This window comes from Rhodoferax sp. GW821-FHT02C08, from assembly GCF_059421805.1.
The window spans coordinates 205,107-222,173 of sequence record NZ_JBWKVR010000007.1 but is presented as its reverse complement, the minus strand read 5'-3'; the positions used below and the strand labels follow the sequence as shown (position 1 = coordinate 222,173).

15 protein-coding genes are annotated in these 17,067 nt (G+C 62.3%); 6 read left to right on the top strand and 9 right to left on the bottom strand.

The window, feature by feature from the left end:
• Window positions 1–31: 31 nt before the first annotated feature.
• A complete protein-coding gene (locus AC07VY_RS11580) occupies window positions 32–880 on the bottom strand; it encodes a DODA-type extradiol aromatic ring-opening family dioxygenase (RefSeq protein ID WP_495075247.1) in 849 nt (282 codons plus the stop codon).
• A gap of 125 nt (window positions 881–1,005) precedes the next feature.
• Between AC07VY_RS11580 and AC07VY_RS11575 the strand changes: the two genes are divergently transcribed.
• Complete coding sequence (locus AC07VY_RS11575) at window positions 1,006–1,920, top strand: LysR family transcriptional regulator (protein ID WP_495097389.1); 915 nt, start codon at window positions 1,006–1,008, stop codon at window positions 1,918–1,920.
• Between the two features lie 19 nt (window positions 1,921–1,939).
• Here AC07VY_RS11575 and AC07VY_RS11570 read toward each other — a convergent pair whose 3' ends face one another.
• From AC07VY_RS11570 to AC07VY_RS11560, 3 genes are read right to left on the bottom strand one after another with little or no spacing between them, the layout of a single operon-like run.
• Window positions 1,940–2,197: a hypothetical protein gene (locus AC07VY_RS11570; protein WP_495075249.1), complete on the bottom strand. Its 258-nt coding sequence runs from the start codon at window positions 2,195–2,197 to the stop codon at window positions 1,940–1,942.
• A gap of 54 nt (window positions 2,198–2,251) precedes the next feature.
• Window positions 2,252–2,869, bottom strand: coding sequence for a 2-dehydro-3-deoxy-6-phosphogalactonate aldolase (locus tag AC07VY_RS11565; RefSeq protein WP_495097390.1), 618 nt, complete (start codon window positions 2,867–2,869; stop codon window positions 2,252–2,254).
• A gap of 2 nt (window positions 2,870–2,871) precedes the next feature.
• Entirely contained in the window at window positions 2,872–3,792 is a 921-nt protein-coding gene (locus tag AC07VY_RS11560; RefSeq protein ID WP_495097391.1) for a 2-dehydro-3-deoxygalactonokinase, read from the bottom strand.
• A 157-nt stretch (window positions 3,793–3,949) separates the two neighbouring features.
• Between AC07VY_RS11560 and AC07VY_RS11555 the strand changes: the two genes are divergently transcribed.
• From AC07VY_RS11555 to AC07VY_RS11535, 5 genes are all read left to right on the top strand, one after another.
• Window positions 3,950–4,633: a FadR/GntR family transcriptional regulator gene (locus tag AC07VY_RS11555; RefSeq protein ID WP_495097392.1), complete on the top strand. Its 684-nt coding sequence runs from the start codon at window positions 3,950–3,952 to the stop codon at window positions 4,631–4,633.
• Between the two features lie 79 nt (window positions 4,634–4,712).
• Complete coding sequence (locus tag AC07VY_RS11550; protein ID WP_495097393.1) at window positions 4,713–6,443, top strand: IlvD/Edd family dehydratase; 1,731 nt, start codon at window positions 4,713–4,715, stop codon at window positions 6,441–6,443.
• Between the two features lie 12 nt (window positions 6,444–6,455).
• Window positions 6,456–8,612 (top strand): alpha-galactosidase, encoded by a 2,157-nt coding sequence (locus AC07VY_RS11545; protein WP_495097394.1) that lies wholly within the window; start codon window positions 6,456–6,458, stop codon window positions 8,610–8,612.
• Between the two features lie 40 nt (window positions 8,613–8,652).
• Window positions 8,653–9,414 (top strand): SDR family NAD(P)-dependent oxidoreductase, encoded by a 762-nt coding sequence (locus AC07VY_RS11540; protein ID WP_495097395.1) that lies wholly within the window; start codon window positions 8,653–8,655, stop codon window positions 9,412–9,414.
• Window positions 9,411–10,313 (top strand): SMP-30/gluconolactonase/LRE family protein, encoded by a 903-nt coding sequence (locus tag AC07VY_RS11535; RefSeq protein WP_495097396.1) that lies wholly within the window; start codon window positions 9,411–9,413, stop codon window positions 10,311–10,313. Before AC07VY_RS11540 ends, AC07VY_RS11535 begins: the two co-directional genes overlap by 4 nt.
• Before the next feature lie 71 nt (window positions 10,314–10,384).
• On the opposite strand, the gene AC07VY_RS11530 is transcribed toward AC07VY_RS11535, so the two are convergent.
• The 5 genes from AC07VY_RS11530 to AC07VY_RS11510 form a co-directional block, all read right to left on the bottom strand.
• Window positions 10,385–12,955: a PAS domain-containing protein gene (locus AC07VY_RS11530; protein WP_495097397.1), complete on the bottom strand. Its 2,571-nt coding sequence runs from the start codon at window positions 12,953–12,955 to the stop codon at window positions 10,385–10,387.
• 495 nt (window positions 12,956–13,450) lie between these two features.
• The gene (locus tag AC07VY_RS11525) at window positions 13,451–13,951 is read right to left on the bottom strand and encodes a TPM domain-containing protein (RefSeq protein WP_495097398.1); all 501 of its coding nucleotides are present in this window, start codon (window positions 13,949–13,951) and stop codon (window positions 13,451–13,453) included.
• Between the two features lie 2 nt (window positions 13,952–13,953).
• Entirely contained in the window at window positions 13,954–14,817 is an 864-nt protein-coding gene (locus AC07VY_RS11520) for a TPM domain-containing protein (RefSeq protein WP_495097399.1), read from the bottom strand.
• On the bottom strand, window positions 14,814–15,446 hold the full coding sequence (locus AC07VY_RS11515) for a LemA family protein (protein WP_495097400.1): 633 nt from the start codon (window positions 15,444–15,446) through the stop codon (window positions 14,814–14,816). The genes AC07VY_RS11520 and AC07VY_RS11515 overlap by 4 nt, the downstream gene beginning before the upstream one ends.
• A gap of 489 nt (window positions 15,447–15,935) precedes the next feature.
• The gene (locus tag AC07VY_RS11510; RefSeq protein ID WP_495097541.1) at window positions 15,936–17,027 is read right to left on the bottom strand and encodes a branched-chain amino acid ABC transporter permease; all 1,092 of its coding nucleotides are present in this window, start codon (window positions 17,025–17,027) and stop codon (window positions 15,936–15,938) included.
• Between the last annotated feature and the right edge of the window lie 40 nt (window positions 17,028–17,067).

The following is a 17,067-nucleotide window of genomic DNA, read 5'->3' as shown; positions in this document are numbered from 1 at the left end:
TGCCGATTGGGTCGGTGTTGGACGGAGGGGATTACTGCATTTCGCCAGTAGACGGACTGGCTCCTGGTGCAAGACCGAAGCGAAAACTTGACGCGGTTATTGCGCCAAAAAGGTCGTCCTGGTGGTATGTCACGGCCCCTGGTTCGCTCTCGGCGGCTCCCACGACCACCATCAGTGGAATGAGATGGTCCTCACGTGGATGTGCCGCCTGTGCAGAAGGGGCCTTTTGCCACTCCTGCAGTTGTTCTACGCGTGCTTCCGGGGATGCGTGAACCAGTGTTTGCTGTAGCCAGCTGTCGAATTTCCGCGATGCTTCGCGTCCGCTGGTGCCGCGAATTTCTTGCAGGTTGTGATAGCTGAGTCCGCTGCCGATGATCAGCACTCCTTCATCCCGCAATGGTGCAAGAGCCCGGCCGACTGCGATGTGTAGCATGGGGTCGAGCCCTGCATCCAGTGACAGTTGAACCACTGGAATGTCTTCACCCGGATAGAGTGGCTTCATGATGCTGAAGGTGCCGTGGTCGAGGCCGCGTGTGGGGTCCAGTTGTGACCGGATGTCATTTGAACGCAAGAGTTCATGTATCCGTTTGGCCAGCGCTGGCGAGCCGGGTGCGCCATATTGGATGTGGTACAGGTATTCGGGAAAGCCGTAATAGTCGTAGACCATGCCCGGTTTCGCGCCAGACGAAATAGAGATGCCTTCGCTCTCCCAGTGGCCCGATATAACCAGGATGGCCTTGGGCAACTCCTGAAGCTCGCTTCTCATTTCCTTCAGCGAATTTTCAAGTTTGTCGAAGTTGCGACGGAATTCACCCGTCAGATACGGCCAGGGGCCTCCGCCGTGGCTGATGAAATAGGTTGGGAGACGAGGGGTGCTCATGGGTATTTCTGTGTCGATGGGAGGGGAGATATCGGATGCATTTCTTGATCGTTTAGCTTAGCGTTTCGTAATAATTGATCTATAGGCTTTATATTGAAGAACTATTTCCTGTGGGTTGATGATCAATGGACACGTTAACGAGCTTGCGGGTTTTTTGCGCGGTGGCGGAGCTCAAAAGCTTTACGGGTGCAGCAGAGCGCCTGGGCCTTTCGCCAGCGATGGCTAGCAAACATGTCATGCACCTGGAGAGCCGGCTGGGCACCCGGCTGCTCAATCGAACCAGCCGCCACGTCAGCGTGACGGAAAGTGGCGTGCTTTATTTCGACCAGGCCCGGCAAATGCTGGATGGACTGGATGAGGTGGAAGCCGCCGTCAGCAACGTCACGGTGACGCCGCGGGGGACGCTCAAGTTGAGTGCGCCGGTGTGGCTTGCGAACACCTTGGTTGCGCGCTTGGTTGCCCAATACCACCAACGCTGTCCCGAGGTGTGTCTCGACATGGATTTCAGTGGCCGGATCGTAAACCTCGTGGACGAGGGTTTCGACCTCGCCCTGCGCGTAACGGCACCGGAGAGGCTGGATCCTGGTCTTATCGCTCGTCCACTAACAAAGGTTGTTTTTCATATCGTTGGCGCGCCGGCTTATTTGGCACGCACTGGTCGGCCGGAGAAACTGGCCGATCTCAATGGCCATTCGCTGTTGCAGTACAGCGGCATCAACCCCAATGGTATCTGGACCGTCGGCGGCCCGGATGGCGCGGAAATACTGAAGTTTCGCCCCGTGATGAGAAGCGAGAATGAGGCCATGCTGCATATGGCTGCGCTGGAAGGCATGGGCCTGGTCTTTCTGCCTGCCGTGATGATCCAGGCCGATATCGCCGCAGGAAGGCTGGAGCTGGTGCTACCGGACAAAGTGAGTTTCAGTGCAACGCTTTACGCCGTCTACCCCAGCCGAAAATACCTTTCTGCCAAGGTGCGTACTTTCATCGATTTTCTTTCTGCTCAGCCTGATCTTTGCCCGGAAGTGCAAAGCGCGCCTTGACCCGCTCTGCGAGCTGCGCTCAGCTGTCCTGCAGCGTCTCGATGAGGCGTGCTGCATTGCCCATCATGGCGTGGTAGCTGTCCAGGCTGCCTTCTTCCAGGTTTTCAGCGCCCCAGTGCGTGATGGTGCCCAGGCCTTCGCTCAGTGCGTCCAGCAGCTCGGGCGATGCCCGGCCCAGGGTGGTGATCAGCACGTCGTTGATGACCTGCATGGCCCGGATTTGCCCGGCCTGGGCTTGGATGAGTGCGTGCAGGGCACGCGCGATGTCGTCGTTCATATGCGTCTTGCGGATGTCTAGGAGCGCCGATCGTAAACCCAGCGTCTCATGGGCTCATCCAGGCTGGCAGGCCTTCCATGCCGCCACAAAGCCGGCGGCCCGTGTACGCACCTGCTCGGCCGGCGTGCCTGGCGCATACAGCTGGCCGCCAATGCCGAAGCCCGTGGCACCGACCTTGACCCAGGCCGCCATGCTCTCGGGCGTGATGCCGCCCACGGGCCAGATCGGTGTGCCGCTGGGCAGCACTGACAACAGGGCCTTCAGGCCGGCCGTGCCGACCTGCTCGGCGGGAAATATCTTCAGTGCATGCGCACCGGCTTCCAGCGCGGCAAAGGCTTCGCTGGGGGTGGCGATGCCCGGGGCACTGTACAGGCCAGAAGCCACGCTGTGGCTGATCACCGTGGGGTTGCAGTTGGGCGAGACGATGAGCTTGCCGCCGGCAGCCCTGACCGCATCCACGTCGGCGGTGCGCAGCACTGTGCCGGCGCCGACCAGCGCGTCGCTGGGTGCGATGGCCGACAGGAGGCGTATGCATTCCAGCGCGCCCGGGCGGTTCAGCGGCACTTCCAGAATGCGGAAGCCTGCATCGAACAAGGCCTGGCCAATGTCTTCGGCCGAGGCGGTATCCAGGCCGCGCAGGATGGCGACCAGGGGTGGGTGGGGTGCGTGCATGGTCAAGCTCCGTGGGTTTGGATGTGGTGGAAGCCGCTTAGGATCACCTCGCGCGGCGACAGCACCCGCAGGCTGCAGCCCAGCTGGGTGGCAGCGACCTGGTAGGCCTGGGCCAGGGCGAACGAACCTATCAAGTGGAATTCTGAGCTGCTATGGCTGCCCAGGTCGCGCAGCACGTCTTGCAGTTCGCTGCCTATCAGCAGGCCGCTCAAATAGGCCTGGGCCTGGCTGGCCGGCATGGTGCCGGTAACCACGCGGGCGCGGCAGGCAAACAGCTGGTGCGCCAGCGCGCCCGGCCCGCCTGCGGCCACGCCATCGGCAAAGGCGGCCTGGCTCCAAAGAGGTTCGGTGCCTGCAGGCTGGGCGGCTGCGGCCAGCGTACCGTGCTGCGACAGCAGGGCGAACAGCTCGCCCGTCATATAGGTGCGCAGTTGCTCAATGCGGCCATCCCGCAGCAGCACCCACTTGCTGTGTGTGCCGGGCAGCACAAACCAGCCGTCGCGCAGGCCCATGGCCACAGCGCCCAGCAGCTGGGTTTCTTCGCCGCGCATCACATCGGGCTGGCCCTGGGCGTTACGCATGCAGTAGCCGGGCACGATGTAACGCTCTGTTTGGCCGGCCACCGCAACCAGGTGCCGGGGCAGTTCTTCGAGTGCGACTTCCGGGCCCAGATAGGGGGCTTCCTGCCAGCCAAATGCGCTGCCCACCATGCCGGACATGACGACGCGGGCGTCGGCATCGGGTTGCGCAAGCAAAGGGGGCAGCAGGGCAGCCAGTGCTTCGGGATAGCGGCCACGCGCGGCCAGCGCGCCCTGGTCGTCGTCGGCTTCGGCGACGCACCTGCCTTCGGGGTTGATTGCGTAGCCGCGGCGATGGGTAGTGCCCCAGTCCACGCCTATCCAAGTGAGGTTGGTAATTGCCATAAGATGTGTCTCTGTTTTAGATTGTATGATTTATTATGCTGCGGATCGGGTTGGTAGGGAACAGGTGCAGCACCATTTAGCGGGGGTTTATGCGATGACGGCAACTGCCACACACACTTTTGCGGCCACGTATGCGGGGCGCCATCGGCATGGGCAGGTGGTTAAAACTTTGGGTCATGCGGTCGTGGGCGGCACCTATGCGGTGGGCGCTTTGCTGCCCAATGAGGAGCTGCTGTGCCGTAGCCTCGATGTGAGCCGCACAGCGCTGCGCGAGGCCATCAAGGTGCTGGCCGCCAAGGGCTTGCTGGAGTCGCGGCCCCGTGTGGGTACCTGGGTGCGGCCCCGTGTGGGCTGGAATATGTTGGACCCGGACGTGCTGGCCTGGCGTTGCGCCACCGGGCCGGACGCGCAGTTCTACCGCCACCTGCTGGAGCTGCGCGAAATCATCGAGCCGGCTGCGGCGGCCTTGGCGGCGCGTAGCCGTAGCCCCGAACAGCTGGCCGACATGGAGCAGGCCTTCAAGGCCATGGAAGACGCGCGCAACGTGGGCGAATGGGTGACGGCCGACCTGTCTTTCCATAACGCGGTGTTGCAGGCCACCAACAACCCTCTGCTGGTGCCGCTGGTAGCCATTACCAGTAGCGCGCTGGAGTCGCTGCTCAGCATCACTGCGCGCCAGGCCGGCGGTTTCAACGATGCTTTGCCCGACCACCGCAAGGTGCTGGACGCCATCCGCGACAGTGACCCGCAGCGCGCCTTGCACCGCATGGCGGTGATGCTGTCCGACACCCGCGAGCTGATGCAGCAGGCCAATATGCTGGACGACGTGGCCCCGGTTTAAGGGTATCCACTAGGTTTTAGTTTCGGCTTTATTTGTATGATTTATTTGAACAACCCGATTTGCTCCGTTTAAGGCCGCCATGACCACCGAATCCCCCAAAAAACGCCGTTCCCAGCATTGGTTTGGCGGCACCAGCAAGGACAACTTCATCCACCGCAGCTGGATGAAAAGCGAAGGCCTGCCGGACGACAGCTTTGATGGCCGTCCGGTCATCGGCATCTGCAATACCTGGAGCGAGCTCACCCCCTGCAACCAGCATTTCCGCCAGATCGCCGAGCGCGTGAAGCATGGCGTGCTGCAGGCCGGCGGTATTGCCGTCGAATTCCCCGTGTCCTCGCTGGGCGAGACTCTGATGCGGCCCACCGCCATGCTGTACCGGAATCTGGCCAGCATGGACGTGGAAGAAGCCATCCGCGCCCATCCGCTGGACGGCGTGGTGCTGCTGGCCGGCTGCGACAAGACCACGCCCGCCACCCTGATGGGCGCGGCCAGTGTCGACTTGCCAACCCTGGTGGTGTCCGGCGGCGCCATGTTGAACGGCAACTACCGCGGCGAAGCGATTGGTTCTGGCACCCATGTGTGGAAGTTCTCCGAGGCGGTGAACGCCGGCAAGATGACCTTGCCGCAGTTCATGCAGGCCGAAAGCTGCATGTCGCGCTCCGCCGGCGTCTGCATGACCATGGGCACGGCATCGACCATGGCCAGCATGGTCGAGGCGCTGGGTGTGTCGCTGCCGACCAATGCCGCGATCCCCGCCGTCGATTCGCGCCGCCTGGAGCTGGCGCAGCGCTCCGGCCGGATGATCGTCGACATGGTCGAGCGCGATATGCGCTTGTCGCAGGTGCTGACCCGCGAAGCCTTTGAGAACGCTATCCGCGTCTGTGGCGCCATCGGCGGCTCGACCAATGCGGTGATCCACCTGATCGCCATCGCCGGCCGCATGGGTGTGCCGCTGTCGCTGGACGACTGGGACCGTCTGGGCAAGGACATCCCGACCATCGTGAATCTGATGCCGTCGGGCGAATACCTGATGGAAGACTTCTACTACGCCGGCGGCCTGCCGGTGGTGATGAAGCGCCTGCTGGAAGCCGGCCTGCTGCACGGCGATGCGATCACCGTCAACAACCGCACCCAGGCGCAGAACGTCGAGCACGCCGAGTGCTTCAACGACAAGGTGATCCGTCCGCTGGCTCAGCCCCTGGTGGAGCAGGGCGGCCTGGCGATCCTGCGCGGCAACCTGGCGCCGCAGGGCGCGGTGATCAAGCCCTCGGCCGCGACCGCCAAGCTGCTGCAGCACCGGGGCCGGGCCGTGGTGTTCGAGAACATCGAGCACTACAAGGAACGCATCATGGAGCCGGACCTGGATATCGACGAGAACTGCGTGATGGTGCTGAAGAACTGCGGCCCCAAGGGCTACCCCGGCATGGCCGAGGTCGGCAATATGGGCCTGCCGCCCAAGCTGCTACAAAAAGGCATTACCGACATGGTCCGCATCTCCGATGCCCGCATGAGCGGCACGGCCTACGGCACGGTGGTGCTGCATGTGGCGCCTGAAGCCGCCGCCGGCGGCACGCTGGCCCTGGTGCAGGACGGTGACGAGATCGAGTTGGACGTGGCCGGTCGTGGCCTGCACCTGCATGTGAGCGACGAAGAATTGGCGCGCCGCCGTGCCGCCTGGGTGCCGCCACCCGAGCCTGCGTCGGGTTATGTGCGCCTGTACCACCGCCATGTGCTGCAGGCCGACCAAGGTGCCGACATGGATTTCCTGGTGGGTACCCGTGGCTCCGCCGTGCCGCGCGATTCACATTAGGTCCTGCTTGCGATGAGCCCGTTATTGCGCATGCAGGCCGCCGGCGTGGCGGTGGTGCTGGAGTTCGCCGTGGGCCAGATGCCCGTATGGCGCTACTGGGGTGCGGCCCTGGGCCAGACGCCATTGCTGGATGCCTGGCCCGCCACCGCTTTGCTGCGCATGGCCCCCGGTACGCTGGACCGCCTGGCCGGTGTGCCGCTGCTGCCCTGCTGGGGTAATGGCGAGCCCGGCGCCCCCGTGCTGCGCGCGCACCGCGCCGGCCTGGACGCCGTGCAGGACCTGCGCGCCACCGGCTTTCAACAACCCGATGCCCACACGCTGGTGTTGCAGCTGGCAGACGACGTGGCCGCCTTGGTGGTGGACGTGACCCTGCAGCTGTGCACACACAGTGGCGTGCTCAGTATCCACAGCCTCTTGCGCAATACCGGCACCGCCGATCTCACGGTGGACCACCTAGCCTGCGCCAGCGTGGCCTTGCCGCCCGTGCTGCAAGAGGTGGGCAGCTTCCACGGCCAGTGGTCGCATGAATTCCAATGGACCCGCCAGGCCGTGCCCATGGCCGGCTGGCAGCGCGACAACCGAACCGGCCGCAGTGGGCACGAGGCCCCGCCAGCGGTGTTCGTGCTGGCGCACGACGCCGGTGACCACCAGGGCGAGGCCGTGGCCGCACAGTTGGCCTGGAGCGGCAACCACCGCTTTGCACTGGACCGCGCCGAAGACGGCCGCCTGTGCCTGCAGGCCGGCGAATGGCTGGCGCCGGGCGAGGTGGTCCTGGCCCCGGGCGCCACATTGCAAACGCCCACCCTGCACCTGGGCTGGTCCGATGCTGGCATGAACGGCGCCAGCGCCCGCCTACAGAAATTCACCCGCAGCCACGTGCTGCAATGGGCCGGCGGCAGCATGCGCCCGCGCCCGGTGCACCTGAATACCTGGGAGGCCGTGTACTTCAACCACCAGGCCGATGTGCTGTTCGACCTGGCCCGCGCCGCTGCGGCGGTAGGCGTAGAGCGCTTTGTGCTGGACGACGGCTGGTCCCCCGCCCGCAAGGACGACCGCGCCGGCCTGGGTGACTGGTGGCCCGATCCGGCGAAATACCCCGAAGGCCTGGGCCCGCTCATCGCCCACGTGCACAGCCTGGGCATGGAGTTCGGCCTGTGGGTCGAGCCCGAAATGGTCAACCCTGACAGCGAGCTCTTCCGCGCCCACCCCGACTGGGCACTGCAGGTGGCCGGCCGCGCCCTGGTGCTGGGCCGCAACCAGCTGGTGCTGGATGTCGCCCGGCCCGAGGTGGGCCAGTACCTGTTTGACAAGCTGGATGCCTTGCTGCGCATGTACCCTATTGCCTACCTGAAGTGGGACATGAACCGCACCTTCGCCCAGGCCGTGGGCCTGGACGGCCGGGTCGCCATGCGCAGCCAGATCAGCGCCTGGTACGCGCTGCTGCAGCGCCTGCGCAGTGCCCACCCGCAGCTGGAGATTGAAACCTGCGCCTCGGGTGGCGGCCGTGCCGACCTGGGTGCGCTGCGTTATACCCAGCGCCTGTGGACCAGTGACAACAACGATGCCGTGGCCCGCATCACCATCCAGAGCGGCGCGGCACGCCTGTTCCCGTTGGAGCTGATGGGCAGCCATGTGGGCCCGGCCCCGGCACATGCCACCGGCCGCAGCCAGAGCATGGACTTCCGATGCGCAGTGGCCTGTTTCGGCCACATGGGTGTAGAGGCCGATGTGCGCCAGCTGCCGGATGCCGACCGCGCCGCGCTGGGCCGCTGGATAGACCTCTACAAATCGCTGCGCGGGGTCTTGCACACCGGCCAGTTTCACCAGGGCCGCACCGAGGACGGCCTGGTCTGGTGGCTGGTGCAAGCCGCCGACCGTGCTGTGCTGGGCGTGTTTACTTTGCAGCCGCCCAACTACACCTGCCAGCCGCCGCTGCGCCTGCCGTCCCTGGTGGGCACTGGTGTGTGGCAGCTGCAGTTGCTGGCCAGCGCCGGCCAGGCGCGTGCACGCGGCGACGCGCTGGACCCCTGGGGCGATGCGTTGCGCCAGGCGGATGGTGTGTGCGTGGCCGGCAGCGAGTTGGCCTGCATGGGCCTGCCGGTGCCGGTGATGCAGTCCGAATCGGCATTGCTTTATTCTTTCTCCCACGTGCCAGGATCAGAGGGCTGACGGGCCGTTTTTTACATTCTTCCTTACCTGGAGACATCGATTGAAATACGCAAACTACCCTAGCCTGGAGGGCCGCAGTGTGTTCGTCACCGGCGGTAGCTCAGGCATTGGCGGCGACATCGTGGAGGCCTTTGCGCGCCAGGGTGCCAAAGTGGCTTTTACCGGGCGCAACGCCGAGTCGGCAGCCAAAGTGGTGGCGGCTGCCAGTGCGGTCGGCCCCACGCCGCTGTTCTTGCAAAGTGAGGCCAGCGATGTGGCAGCCTTGCAGGCGGCACTGGCCCAGGCCGTGGCAGCGCATGGCGACATCCATGTGCTGATCAACAACGTGGCCAACGACCAGCGCCACGACCTGATGGACGTGACGGTGGAAGACTTCGACTGGCGCGTGGCCGTCAACCTGCGTCCGCACGTATTTGCGGCCCAGGCCGTGGTGCCCGGCATGCGGCGCATCGGCGGCGGGGCCATTGTGAATCTGGGCTCCATCAGCTGGATGATGAAGGGCAAGGGCTACCCGCTGTACGCCACCTGCAAGGCCGCCACCGTGGGCCTGACGCGCAGCCTGGCGCGCGACCTGGGGCCGGACAATATCCGCGTCAACACCCTGACCCCTGGCTGGATCATGACCGAGAAGCAACTCACCCAGTGGGTCGATGAGGAAGGCGAACGCGCGCTGGATGCCAACCAGTGTCTGCCCGGCCGCATCAAAGGTGCCGACGTGGCGAACATGGCCCTGTTCCTGTCGGCCGACGACAGCAGCATGGTCACGGCCCAGGACTTCGTGGTGGACGCGGGGTGGACATGAGCACGACAGACGCCCCTCCAACGATCACACCCGTCTGGACGCCCACCCTGCAGCTGGGCGAGGGCACGCTGTGGCACGCGGCCAGCGGGCGCTTCTTCTTCGTGGACATCATGGGCCGGGCGGTGCATGCCTGGTCTCCCAGCACCGACCAGCGCTACAGCTGGCCCATGCCCGAGCATGTGGGCTGGATCATTCCCTGCGCCGATGGCCAGGGTTTCGTGGCCGGCTTCCGCTCCGGCTTTGTGCGCCTGACGCTGGAGCCCGAGCTGCGTATCGAGCGCCTGGGCACGCCGCACCCCGACCAGCCCGGCGTGCGCCTGAACGACGCCAAGGCCGACGCGGCCGGCCGCATCTGGGCCGGCTCGATGTTCTCGGACGATCCGCAAGAAGCGCGCGGCCAGCTGGCCTGTCTGCACCAGGACGGCCGCATTGAGGTGGTAGAGCGCAACATCCACATTGCCAACGGCCCAGCCATCTCGGCCGATGGCACGGTGATGCTGCACACGGACAGCCTGCTGCGCAGCATCTACCGCTACACCCTGGGTGCCGATGGTCAGCTGCAGAACAAGACGCTGTGGAAGCGCTTTGCGATGGAAGAGGGCGAGCCCGACGGCATGACCTTCGACGCCGAAGGCCATGTGTGGGTGGCCATGTGGGGCGGCGGCTGCCTGCGCCGTTTCAATCTGGCCGGTGAGGAGCTGCTGCGCATCGACCTGCCCGCCAGCCAGATCACCAATGTGGCGTTTGGTGGTGCGGAGTTGGATCTGATGCTGGTCACCAGTGCCCGCGTGGACCTGACGCCGGAGCAACTGGCGCAGCAGCCCCTGGCCGGCTCGGCCTTTGCGCTGCGCACCGGTGTGCGGGGGCTGCAGGCCCACGCTTGGGGTGCGGTGGTTTGATAAGAAAATAGCCGCTAGCGCAGGTTTTATCTGCGCTGGTAGCTATTTATTTGATAGTGATGTGGGCGTGTCTACGGTGTGCCGACATCCACTGCAAAGGTGTTCCGGCCGGCGGCTTTTGCGCGGTACAGTGCTCGGTCCGCACGCGCCAGCAACTCGCTGGCACCCAGTGCATCCGCCGGGCCTTCCGGCTGGAAAAAAGCAATGCCTATGCTGGTGGTGACCAGAATTTCCCTGCCTTCGGTCTGCATCGGAAGCCGTACGGCTTCAATCAATTTGGCCACCACGGCCTCCGTCTCGGGTAGCGTTTTTACATCTTCCAGGATGACCACGAATTCGTCACCGGCCAGCCGGGCAGCCGCGTCGGTGATGCGGATGCCCGCGCGTATGCGCTTGGCGAATTCGCACAGCACCACGTCGCCCGCAGCATGTCCCAGCGAGTCGTTGATGGATTTGAAGTGGTCCACGTCCAGGAACATCAGCGCCATGGGGCTGCCGGTGCGGCGGCTACGCGACAGGGCCTGTTCCAGATTCTCACCAAACTGGCGCCGGTTGGGCAGGCCGGTGAGGGTGTCGGTGCGCGAGAGGTCGCGCAGCTCCTGCTCCACGCGCTTGAGCTCCGTGACGTCGGAGGCCAGTACGAAGGCACCCAGTATTTCTCCGTCCGCCAACACGTCCGGTACATAGATGGTCTGCAGATCACGCGCGGAGCCATCCAACACGGAAAAGACTTCGAACGCCGCACGTTCGCCCTGTAGTGCGCGTCGCAGCGGTTCCCGGCGCTGCGCGTAGAGCTCGGGGCCAAGCACCTCCTGAACCGGCCGGCCCAGGATGGCGTCCTGCTCTAAACCCAGCCACTCGCGGTAGGTCTTGTTGATGAAGCGGTAGCGCTCCTGCGTGTCCACATAGGCGACGAAGGCCGGCAGGTTGTCTGTCACGGCCCTCAACTGGCGTTCGCTGGCTTCTATGCGTGTCTGTGCCTGGTGCTGTTCCGAGCGGTCGAGCACCAAGCCAAAAACGCCTATGACTTTGCCGTTTTCATCCCGGTCAGGCACGTAGTGCGCAAACATGTGGGAGGGCGCGTGAGGGAGTGTGTTCCTGAGCTCAAACGAAACATCCTTGCCCGCCAGAGCCTCGGCGATACGGGGCTGTATGTATTTGAAAACCTCGTCGCCAAATACCTCGGCTATGGTTTTGCCCGCCGTTTCCCCGGGCAGCGAAAACCACTTTTGGTAGTTGTCGTTGGTAAAGGTATAGCGGTAGTCGGTGTCTATGTGCGAGATCAGCACCGGCAGATTGTTCGCAATCAGCCGCAGGCGCTGCTCGTTGGCTCGCAAGGCCCGGGAGATGGCGTTTTTTTCCGTCACGTCCTGGATCACGGCCAGTGAATGCGCAGGCTGGCCCTGCGCGTCGCGCTGCAGCACGGCCGACAGCAGCACGTCGATGGTGCGACCGTCTTTGCACACCATCTGGTAGGGGATGTCGTGACACCGGCCGTATTGCATGAACTCTGGAAGTACTACCGTACGCGCATAGTCCCGCGATGCGGCAGAGAGGAACTCCACCGACGCGCGGCCCACCACTTCCTGGCGTGTATAGCCCAGTTTGGTCAGCCAGGTGTCGCTGACGAACAGGATGCGCCCCTGTGCATCTATCGAGTGCAGCATGGCCGGCGTTGCCTCGTACAGGGTGCGAAAGCTGTCCTGGCTGGCCTTCAGCGCGAGCTCTGCGCGCTTTCTTTCGGTGATGTCGCGGCCCACCGAATGCAGTGCGATCACCTGGCCTTGGTCGTTGCCGATGGCGCGGTTGGACCAGGCGAACCAGCATTCCTTGCCCGAGGCCGAACGCATCTGATTCTCGCCCTGCGCAGTGCCTGGTTTGCTGCACACGGCACGCAAGTGGGCTGTGACCGATTCCTTGTCTTTTTCGGCAACGTACTCCAGCAGGTTGTGTCCCGTCATGGATGCGGGTGTCTCACCAAAATGCTTGGCATATGCCGAGTTGACGAAAGTCAGCTCGCCCGAGGGCAGCGCCAGCGAGATCAGATCCGTCTGGTCTTCCACGATAGCGTGGTACAGCGCGCCTTTGGCGCTGATCTCTTGTGCCTGTTGTATGGTGAGTGCGTTCAGCTGGTCCAGGTCCAGGGCATTTTTGCGCATCAGCAGAGAATGGGCGGCCACCTGTGCCAGATCGGTCAGCGCAGCACGTTGTGCGTTGGTCAGTATGCGTGCCTGCCGGTCTATCACGCACAGAGTGCCAATGTTTTCTCCATCGGGCATGACGATGGGAGCGCCAGCGTAAAAACGGATATGCGGCTGTCCAGTAACCAGAGGGTTGGCCATGAATCGCGGGTCCCGCATTGCGTCGGAGATCTCCATCAACTCGGCGTGCAGGATGGCGTGGGCGCAGAAGGCCGAGTCACGCGGTGTTTGCGTAACCCCTTCCATGCCGATATTGGATTTGAACCACTGCCGGTCCGAGTCCACCAGGCTCATCAGTGCAATGGGTACACCGCACACCGAGGAGGCTACGCGCGCCAGGGCATCAAAGATCGGCTCAGGTCCGGTGTCCAGGACCTGGAGTGAACGCAATCGGCTCAGCCTTTTGTCTTCATCCCGTGGCAGGGGTGCGGCGGAAGTCATGTGTTTTTTCTACCTAGCTCTGAAAGCTTTACCGGATGGACTGAATCTTAGGGCACTCGGCGCCGGGAGGTGGCAATACCCCACTCGGGGTAAACGTGAAAGCCGCAAGCGAAGCGTACGCTCTTGCGAAAGTTGCCGCGCAGATGGCAGTGTTTTGGTGGGCGTTTATGCAAAAAATGGCTATGACGCAGATTTTATAAGCGCTGGGCGCTACTTTTTTTGTAGTGATGCAAGTGTGGTGGCCAGCGTTGTCAGCCCGTGCAACAGGCGCAGTCGAACGGTTGGGCGACCGGGTCGCTATCTTTGAGGCCGCCAGTCAGGGTGAGTGGAAGCGGATGCAACCGCCTGCGTTCAGCTCCACCGTCGCCCTGTAGACCGCCAGGAACGGTGCCTTGGTGGTCTTCTTGTCGGCTGTATTGGGTACTTGAACCGTGTACAGCACCAACGATACAGAATGATCAGAGTCGGCTAGGCATGGCTCGCGTGCAATAGCTGTCAGCCCAGTATCACGGGGGCATTGGGAAGCTCGTTGATACGTGTACCACCGGATGGAAAGTGGGTACCAATAACGCCTGCGACGGCGGCGATTCCATGCAATGCGCCTTCTTGGAACGCAGATTTTGAGAAGTTCATTTCCATGCCATGGCAGATAGCGTTCCAGCTTGCATTGCCGGCTTTGGCATGGATGCCCCTGTCGGCCACGATTTCAACCGCGTGGTCTGCGAGTAATACATAAATCAGAACGCCGTTGTTGCGCTCGGTGTCCCACACCCGTAGTTGGGAAAACACTTCAAGGGCACGTTCGCGGGAAGATTGGCCTTTTAGCAGACGCATGCCGTCCAGCCCGCCCTCCACGGCAAACCGAATCTCCCCGCCATGCAGTTGTTCGCTGCGCTGGATCGCTTGCTCTATAGCGCGTAGGTCTTCGGACGTGAAGGCTTGGTGCAGCTGCCAATCGGTAAACAGCAGGTGGCGCATGAAACGTTGTATCTGCATGGCTACCACCTCCCCGATGCGCCGCCACCACCGAATCCGCCACCGCCGCCCCGAAATCCACCGCCACCGAATCCGCCCTGACCGCCGCCAGAGTAGCCGCCAACGCCACGCAGCGCTGCCCCTGCACCAATCAATGTGACAAACATGGACGCAAGCCCGGCGAGGATGGCGTATAGCAAAGTTCCAATGACCAGCCAGGCAAGCCCGGTCACCAGCACCCCAGTGACCACGGAACCACCGACCTTCCCGAGGACCTTGCGCAGCACGCCGCCGACACCCAATGCCACAATGAACAGAAACGGTACGAACTGCCTAAGGCTTTGGTCGGCCCCTCTGGGGCTGCTGCCCTGGACTGCGGGTAAGGACTCACCGTCCACCACCTGCATGATCCGCGTTGTGCCGGCCTGCACGCCACCGTAGAAATCTCCTTGCTTGAAACGCGGCAGTATGGTCTCGCTGATGATGCGCTTGCTCACGATGTCCGACAGTGCGCCTTCCAGGCCATAACCTACTTCAATGCGTACCGTGCGGTCGTCTTTTGCCACCAACAGAATGACACCGTCATCCACCTTCTGGCGTCCCAGCTTCCATTGTTCGGCAACGCGTAAGGCGTATTGCTCAACGGCTTCGGGCAGTGTCGTGGGAACCAGTAGAACGGCAAGCTGGGTGCCTTTTCGTGCTTCAAAGGCAGCCAAAGATTGTTCGAGTGCGGACTTTTGTTCCTGCGTGAGTGTCCCGGTTAGATCGGTGACATGCCCTGCCAACGGTGGTACCGCGATCTGTGCATGTCCGATGCATGGAGCGAGCGACGCAAGTGTTAAGCAGACGGCTATGCACCAGCGGTGTATCGCTCCATGGAAAGTCATTTGGCAACTCCGGATGCCGCGCCCAGTGGCGCAGGCGGTGTCTTGTCAAAACTGACGGCCGGAGGTTTGGCGATTTCCTTTTCGTTCTCCACTGTGAAGTTGGCTTTTTCCTTGTAACCAAACACCATGGCCGTGATGTTCGACGGGAAGGAGCGCACCGTTACGTTGTAGTCCTGCACCGCTTTGATATACCGGTTGCGTGCGACTGTGATGCGGTTTTCGGTTCCTTCCAACTGCGCCTGCAAATCTCTGAAGGCCTGATTGGCTTTGAGATTGGGGTAGTTTTCCGACACCACCAGCAAGCGCGACAAGGCGCCTGTCAATTCGCCTTGTGCCTGCTGGAATTTCTGGAATGCAGCGGGGTCGTTGACCAGCTCAGGAGACGCCTGGATGGAGGTGGCTTTCGCGCGTGCGTCAACCACTTTGACCAGTGTGTCTTGTTCAAACGTGGCTTCGCCCTTGACGGTGCTGACCAAATTGGGGATCAGATCTGCCCGACGCTGGTATTGGTTCAGTACCTCAGCCCAACTGGCCTTGATTTGCTCGTCCGTGCTCTGGAAGGTGTTGTAGCCACAGCCCGATAGCCCAAGGGCCACGACGGACAGTATGAAGATGAGAAGTTTGCGCATTATCTGCCTTTGAAATGAATGAGAAATGCCAGGGTTATCCGCAGCGCCTTTGGTCATCACCAGCAATCCCACGGTGTATTGGGTAATGCAAAGAATGGGCGGTCGGTATCGTGTTTCATGGGCCGTGGCCCGGCCTCTTGTTGCATGGATTCTTCGGAAGAGCAATCCATCATCGTTTGCGTCCGCTTTCCCCTCGTCTGGCGTTGCTTCAGTCTGATGCCAAGGGAGTACGCACCGTCTCGTTAGCGGTTCAGCGTGTTGCATGCCTGCGGAAGAATGACTTCACGATGACTGCCTTGTCGAATTTTTCTCCAAGGCGATTCGAGTCTAGAACTGTATGGCGCTCGCACACTGATCTATGTCAATGCAAGTAAGTTGCGCCTCACACCGTTACAAGTAAGCCAGTTTCGCGTCACGCTTTGTGCCCGGGCTGGTCGTTCAGCTGGCTAGAACGCTCCTTCGTTGGATGCATAGAACGCGGCCATGCGCTCACTGCAGCGATTTGCCATGTTCGGGCGAGGGCCATAGGCCGCGCGGACGCAACAGCATTGTGATGATCATGGTCAGCGCGATGAACAAGGGGCGAAGAATGCCCGCGTCGAGCCGCCCACCGGTCATGGTTTGAAGGGGGCCGGTGACGTAGCGAAGCACTTCTGGCAAAGCAGTCAGGAGCACGGCCCCCAAGATCACACCGGGGATGTGGCCGATGCCGCCGAACACCACCATGGCAACGATCATGACCGACTCCTGCAGACTGAAGGCTTCGGGTGATATGAAGCCCAGGAATGTGCCAAACATGGCCCCAGCGACGCCGCCAAAACCAGCCCCAATGCCGAAAGCAAGCAGTTTCATGTTGCGGGTGTTGATGCCCATAGCCTCGGCGGCAACTTCGTCGTCGCGAATGGCCTTCCAGGCTCGGCCAATACGTGAATCCTGCACGCGATAGCATAGGGCCGCAGTCAGCACTGCCAGCGCCAGGAAGAGATAGTAGTGCAGGGTTACCGAGGCGATTTGGTAGCTGAAGACGAACAAGGGCTTGCCCATATCCAGGCTAAAGATGTGGATCGAATCAATAGGGCCTACACCTTTGGCGCCGTTGGTGATGTTGGTTGGATGGACCATGTTGACAATCAAGAGTCGCACGATCTCCCCGAAACCCAGCGTAACGATCGCCAGGTAGTCACCACGCAGCTTCAGTGTGGGTGCACCTAGCAAGACACCTAAGCAAGCGGTCAGTACCACACTCAACGGGACGGTCACCCACCAGGGCATATGCAGACCGGCGGGGAACATGGTGGCGATCCAGGCAAAGTTTTCGGTCAGATGCGGTGAAGCCAGAAGGGCGAATGTGTAGGCTCCCAGGGCATAAAAGGCCACGTAGCCGAGATCTAGCAGGCCGGCAAAACCCACCACGATGTTCATGCCCAGAGCCAGCATCATGTACAAAAGACAGGTGTCGGCAATGCGAACCCAGTGGTTGCCAAAGGATTGCAATACCAGGGGGAGCAGCAAGAGTGTCGTGGTGTATAGCCATTTCACATGTTTGCCATACCGAGATCCTTGCGCCCGCCGTGTTTGCATTTCGCTGGGCCGTGCGCTCCTTGGTACTCTGGCTTCGCCG

Excerpts from the sequence above, each read along its gene's own strand:
- AC07VY_RS11580 (WP_495075247.1), bottom strand. The coding sequence starts at position 880 with ATGAGCACCCCTCGTCTCCCAACCTATTTCATCAGCCACGGCGGAGGC.
- AC07VY_RS11575 (WP_495097389.1), top strand. The coding sequence starts at position 1,006 with ATGGACACGTTAACGAGCTTGCGGGTTTTTTGCGCGGTGGCGGAGCTC.
- AC07VY_RS11570 (WP_495075249.1), bottom strand. The coding sequence starts at position 2,197 with ATGAACGACGACATCGCGCGTGCCCTGCACGCACTCATCCAAGCCCAG.
- AC07VY_RS11565 (WP_495097390.1), bottom strand. The coding sequence starts at position 2,869 with ATGCACGCACCCCACCCACCCCTGGTCGCCATCCTGCGCGGCCTGGAT.
- AC07VY_RS11560 (WP_495097391.1), bottom strand. The coding sequence starts at position 3,792 with ATGGCAATTACCAACCTCACTTGGATAGGCGTGGACTGGGGCACTACC.
- AC07VY_RS11550 (WP_495097393.1), top strand. The coding sequence starts at position 4,713 with ATGACCACCGAATCCCCCAAAAAACGCCGTTCCCAGCATTGGTTTGGC.
- AC07VY_RS11545 (WP_495097394.1), top strand. The coding sequence starts at position 6,456 with ATGAGCCCGTTATTGCGCATGCAGGCCGCCGGCGTGGCGGTGGTGCTG.
- AC07VY_RS11535 (WP_495097396.1), top strand. The coding sequence starts at position 9,411 with ATGAGCACGACAGACGCCCCTCCAACGATCACACCCGTCTGGACGCCC.
- AC07VY_RS11530 (WP_495097397.1), bottom strand. The coding sequence starts at position 12,955 with ATGACTTCCGCCGCACCCCTGCCACGGGATGAAGACAAAAGGCTGAGC.
- AC07VY_RS11525 (WP_495097398.1), bottom strand. The coding sequence starts at position 13,951 with ATGCAGATACAACGTTTCATGCGCCACCTGCTGTTTACCGATTGGCAG.
- AC07VY_RS11520 (WP_495097399.1), bottom strand. The coding sequence starts at position 14,817 with ATGACTTTCCATGGAGCGATACACCGCTGGTGCATAGCCGTCTGCTTA.
- AC07VY_RS11515 (WP_495097400.1), bottom strand. The coding sequence starts at position 15,446 with ATGCGCAAACTTCTCATCTTCATACTGTCCGTCGTGGCCCTTGGGCTA.
- AC07VY_RS11510 (WP_495097541.1), bottom strand. The coding sequence starts at position 17,027 with ATGCAAACACGGCGGGCGCAAGGATCTCGGTATGGCAAACATGTGAAA.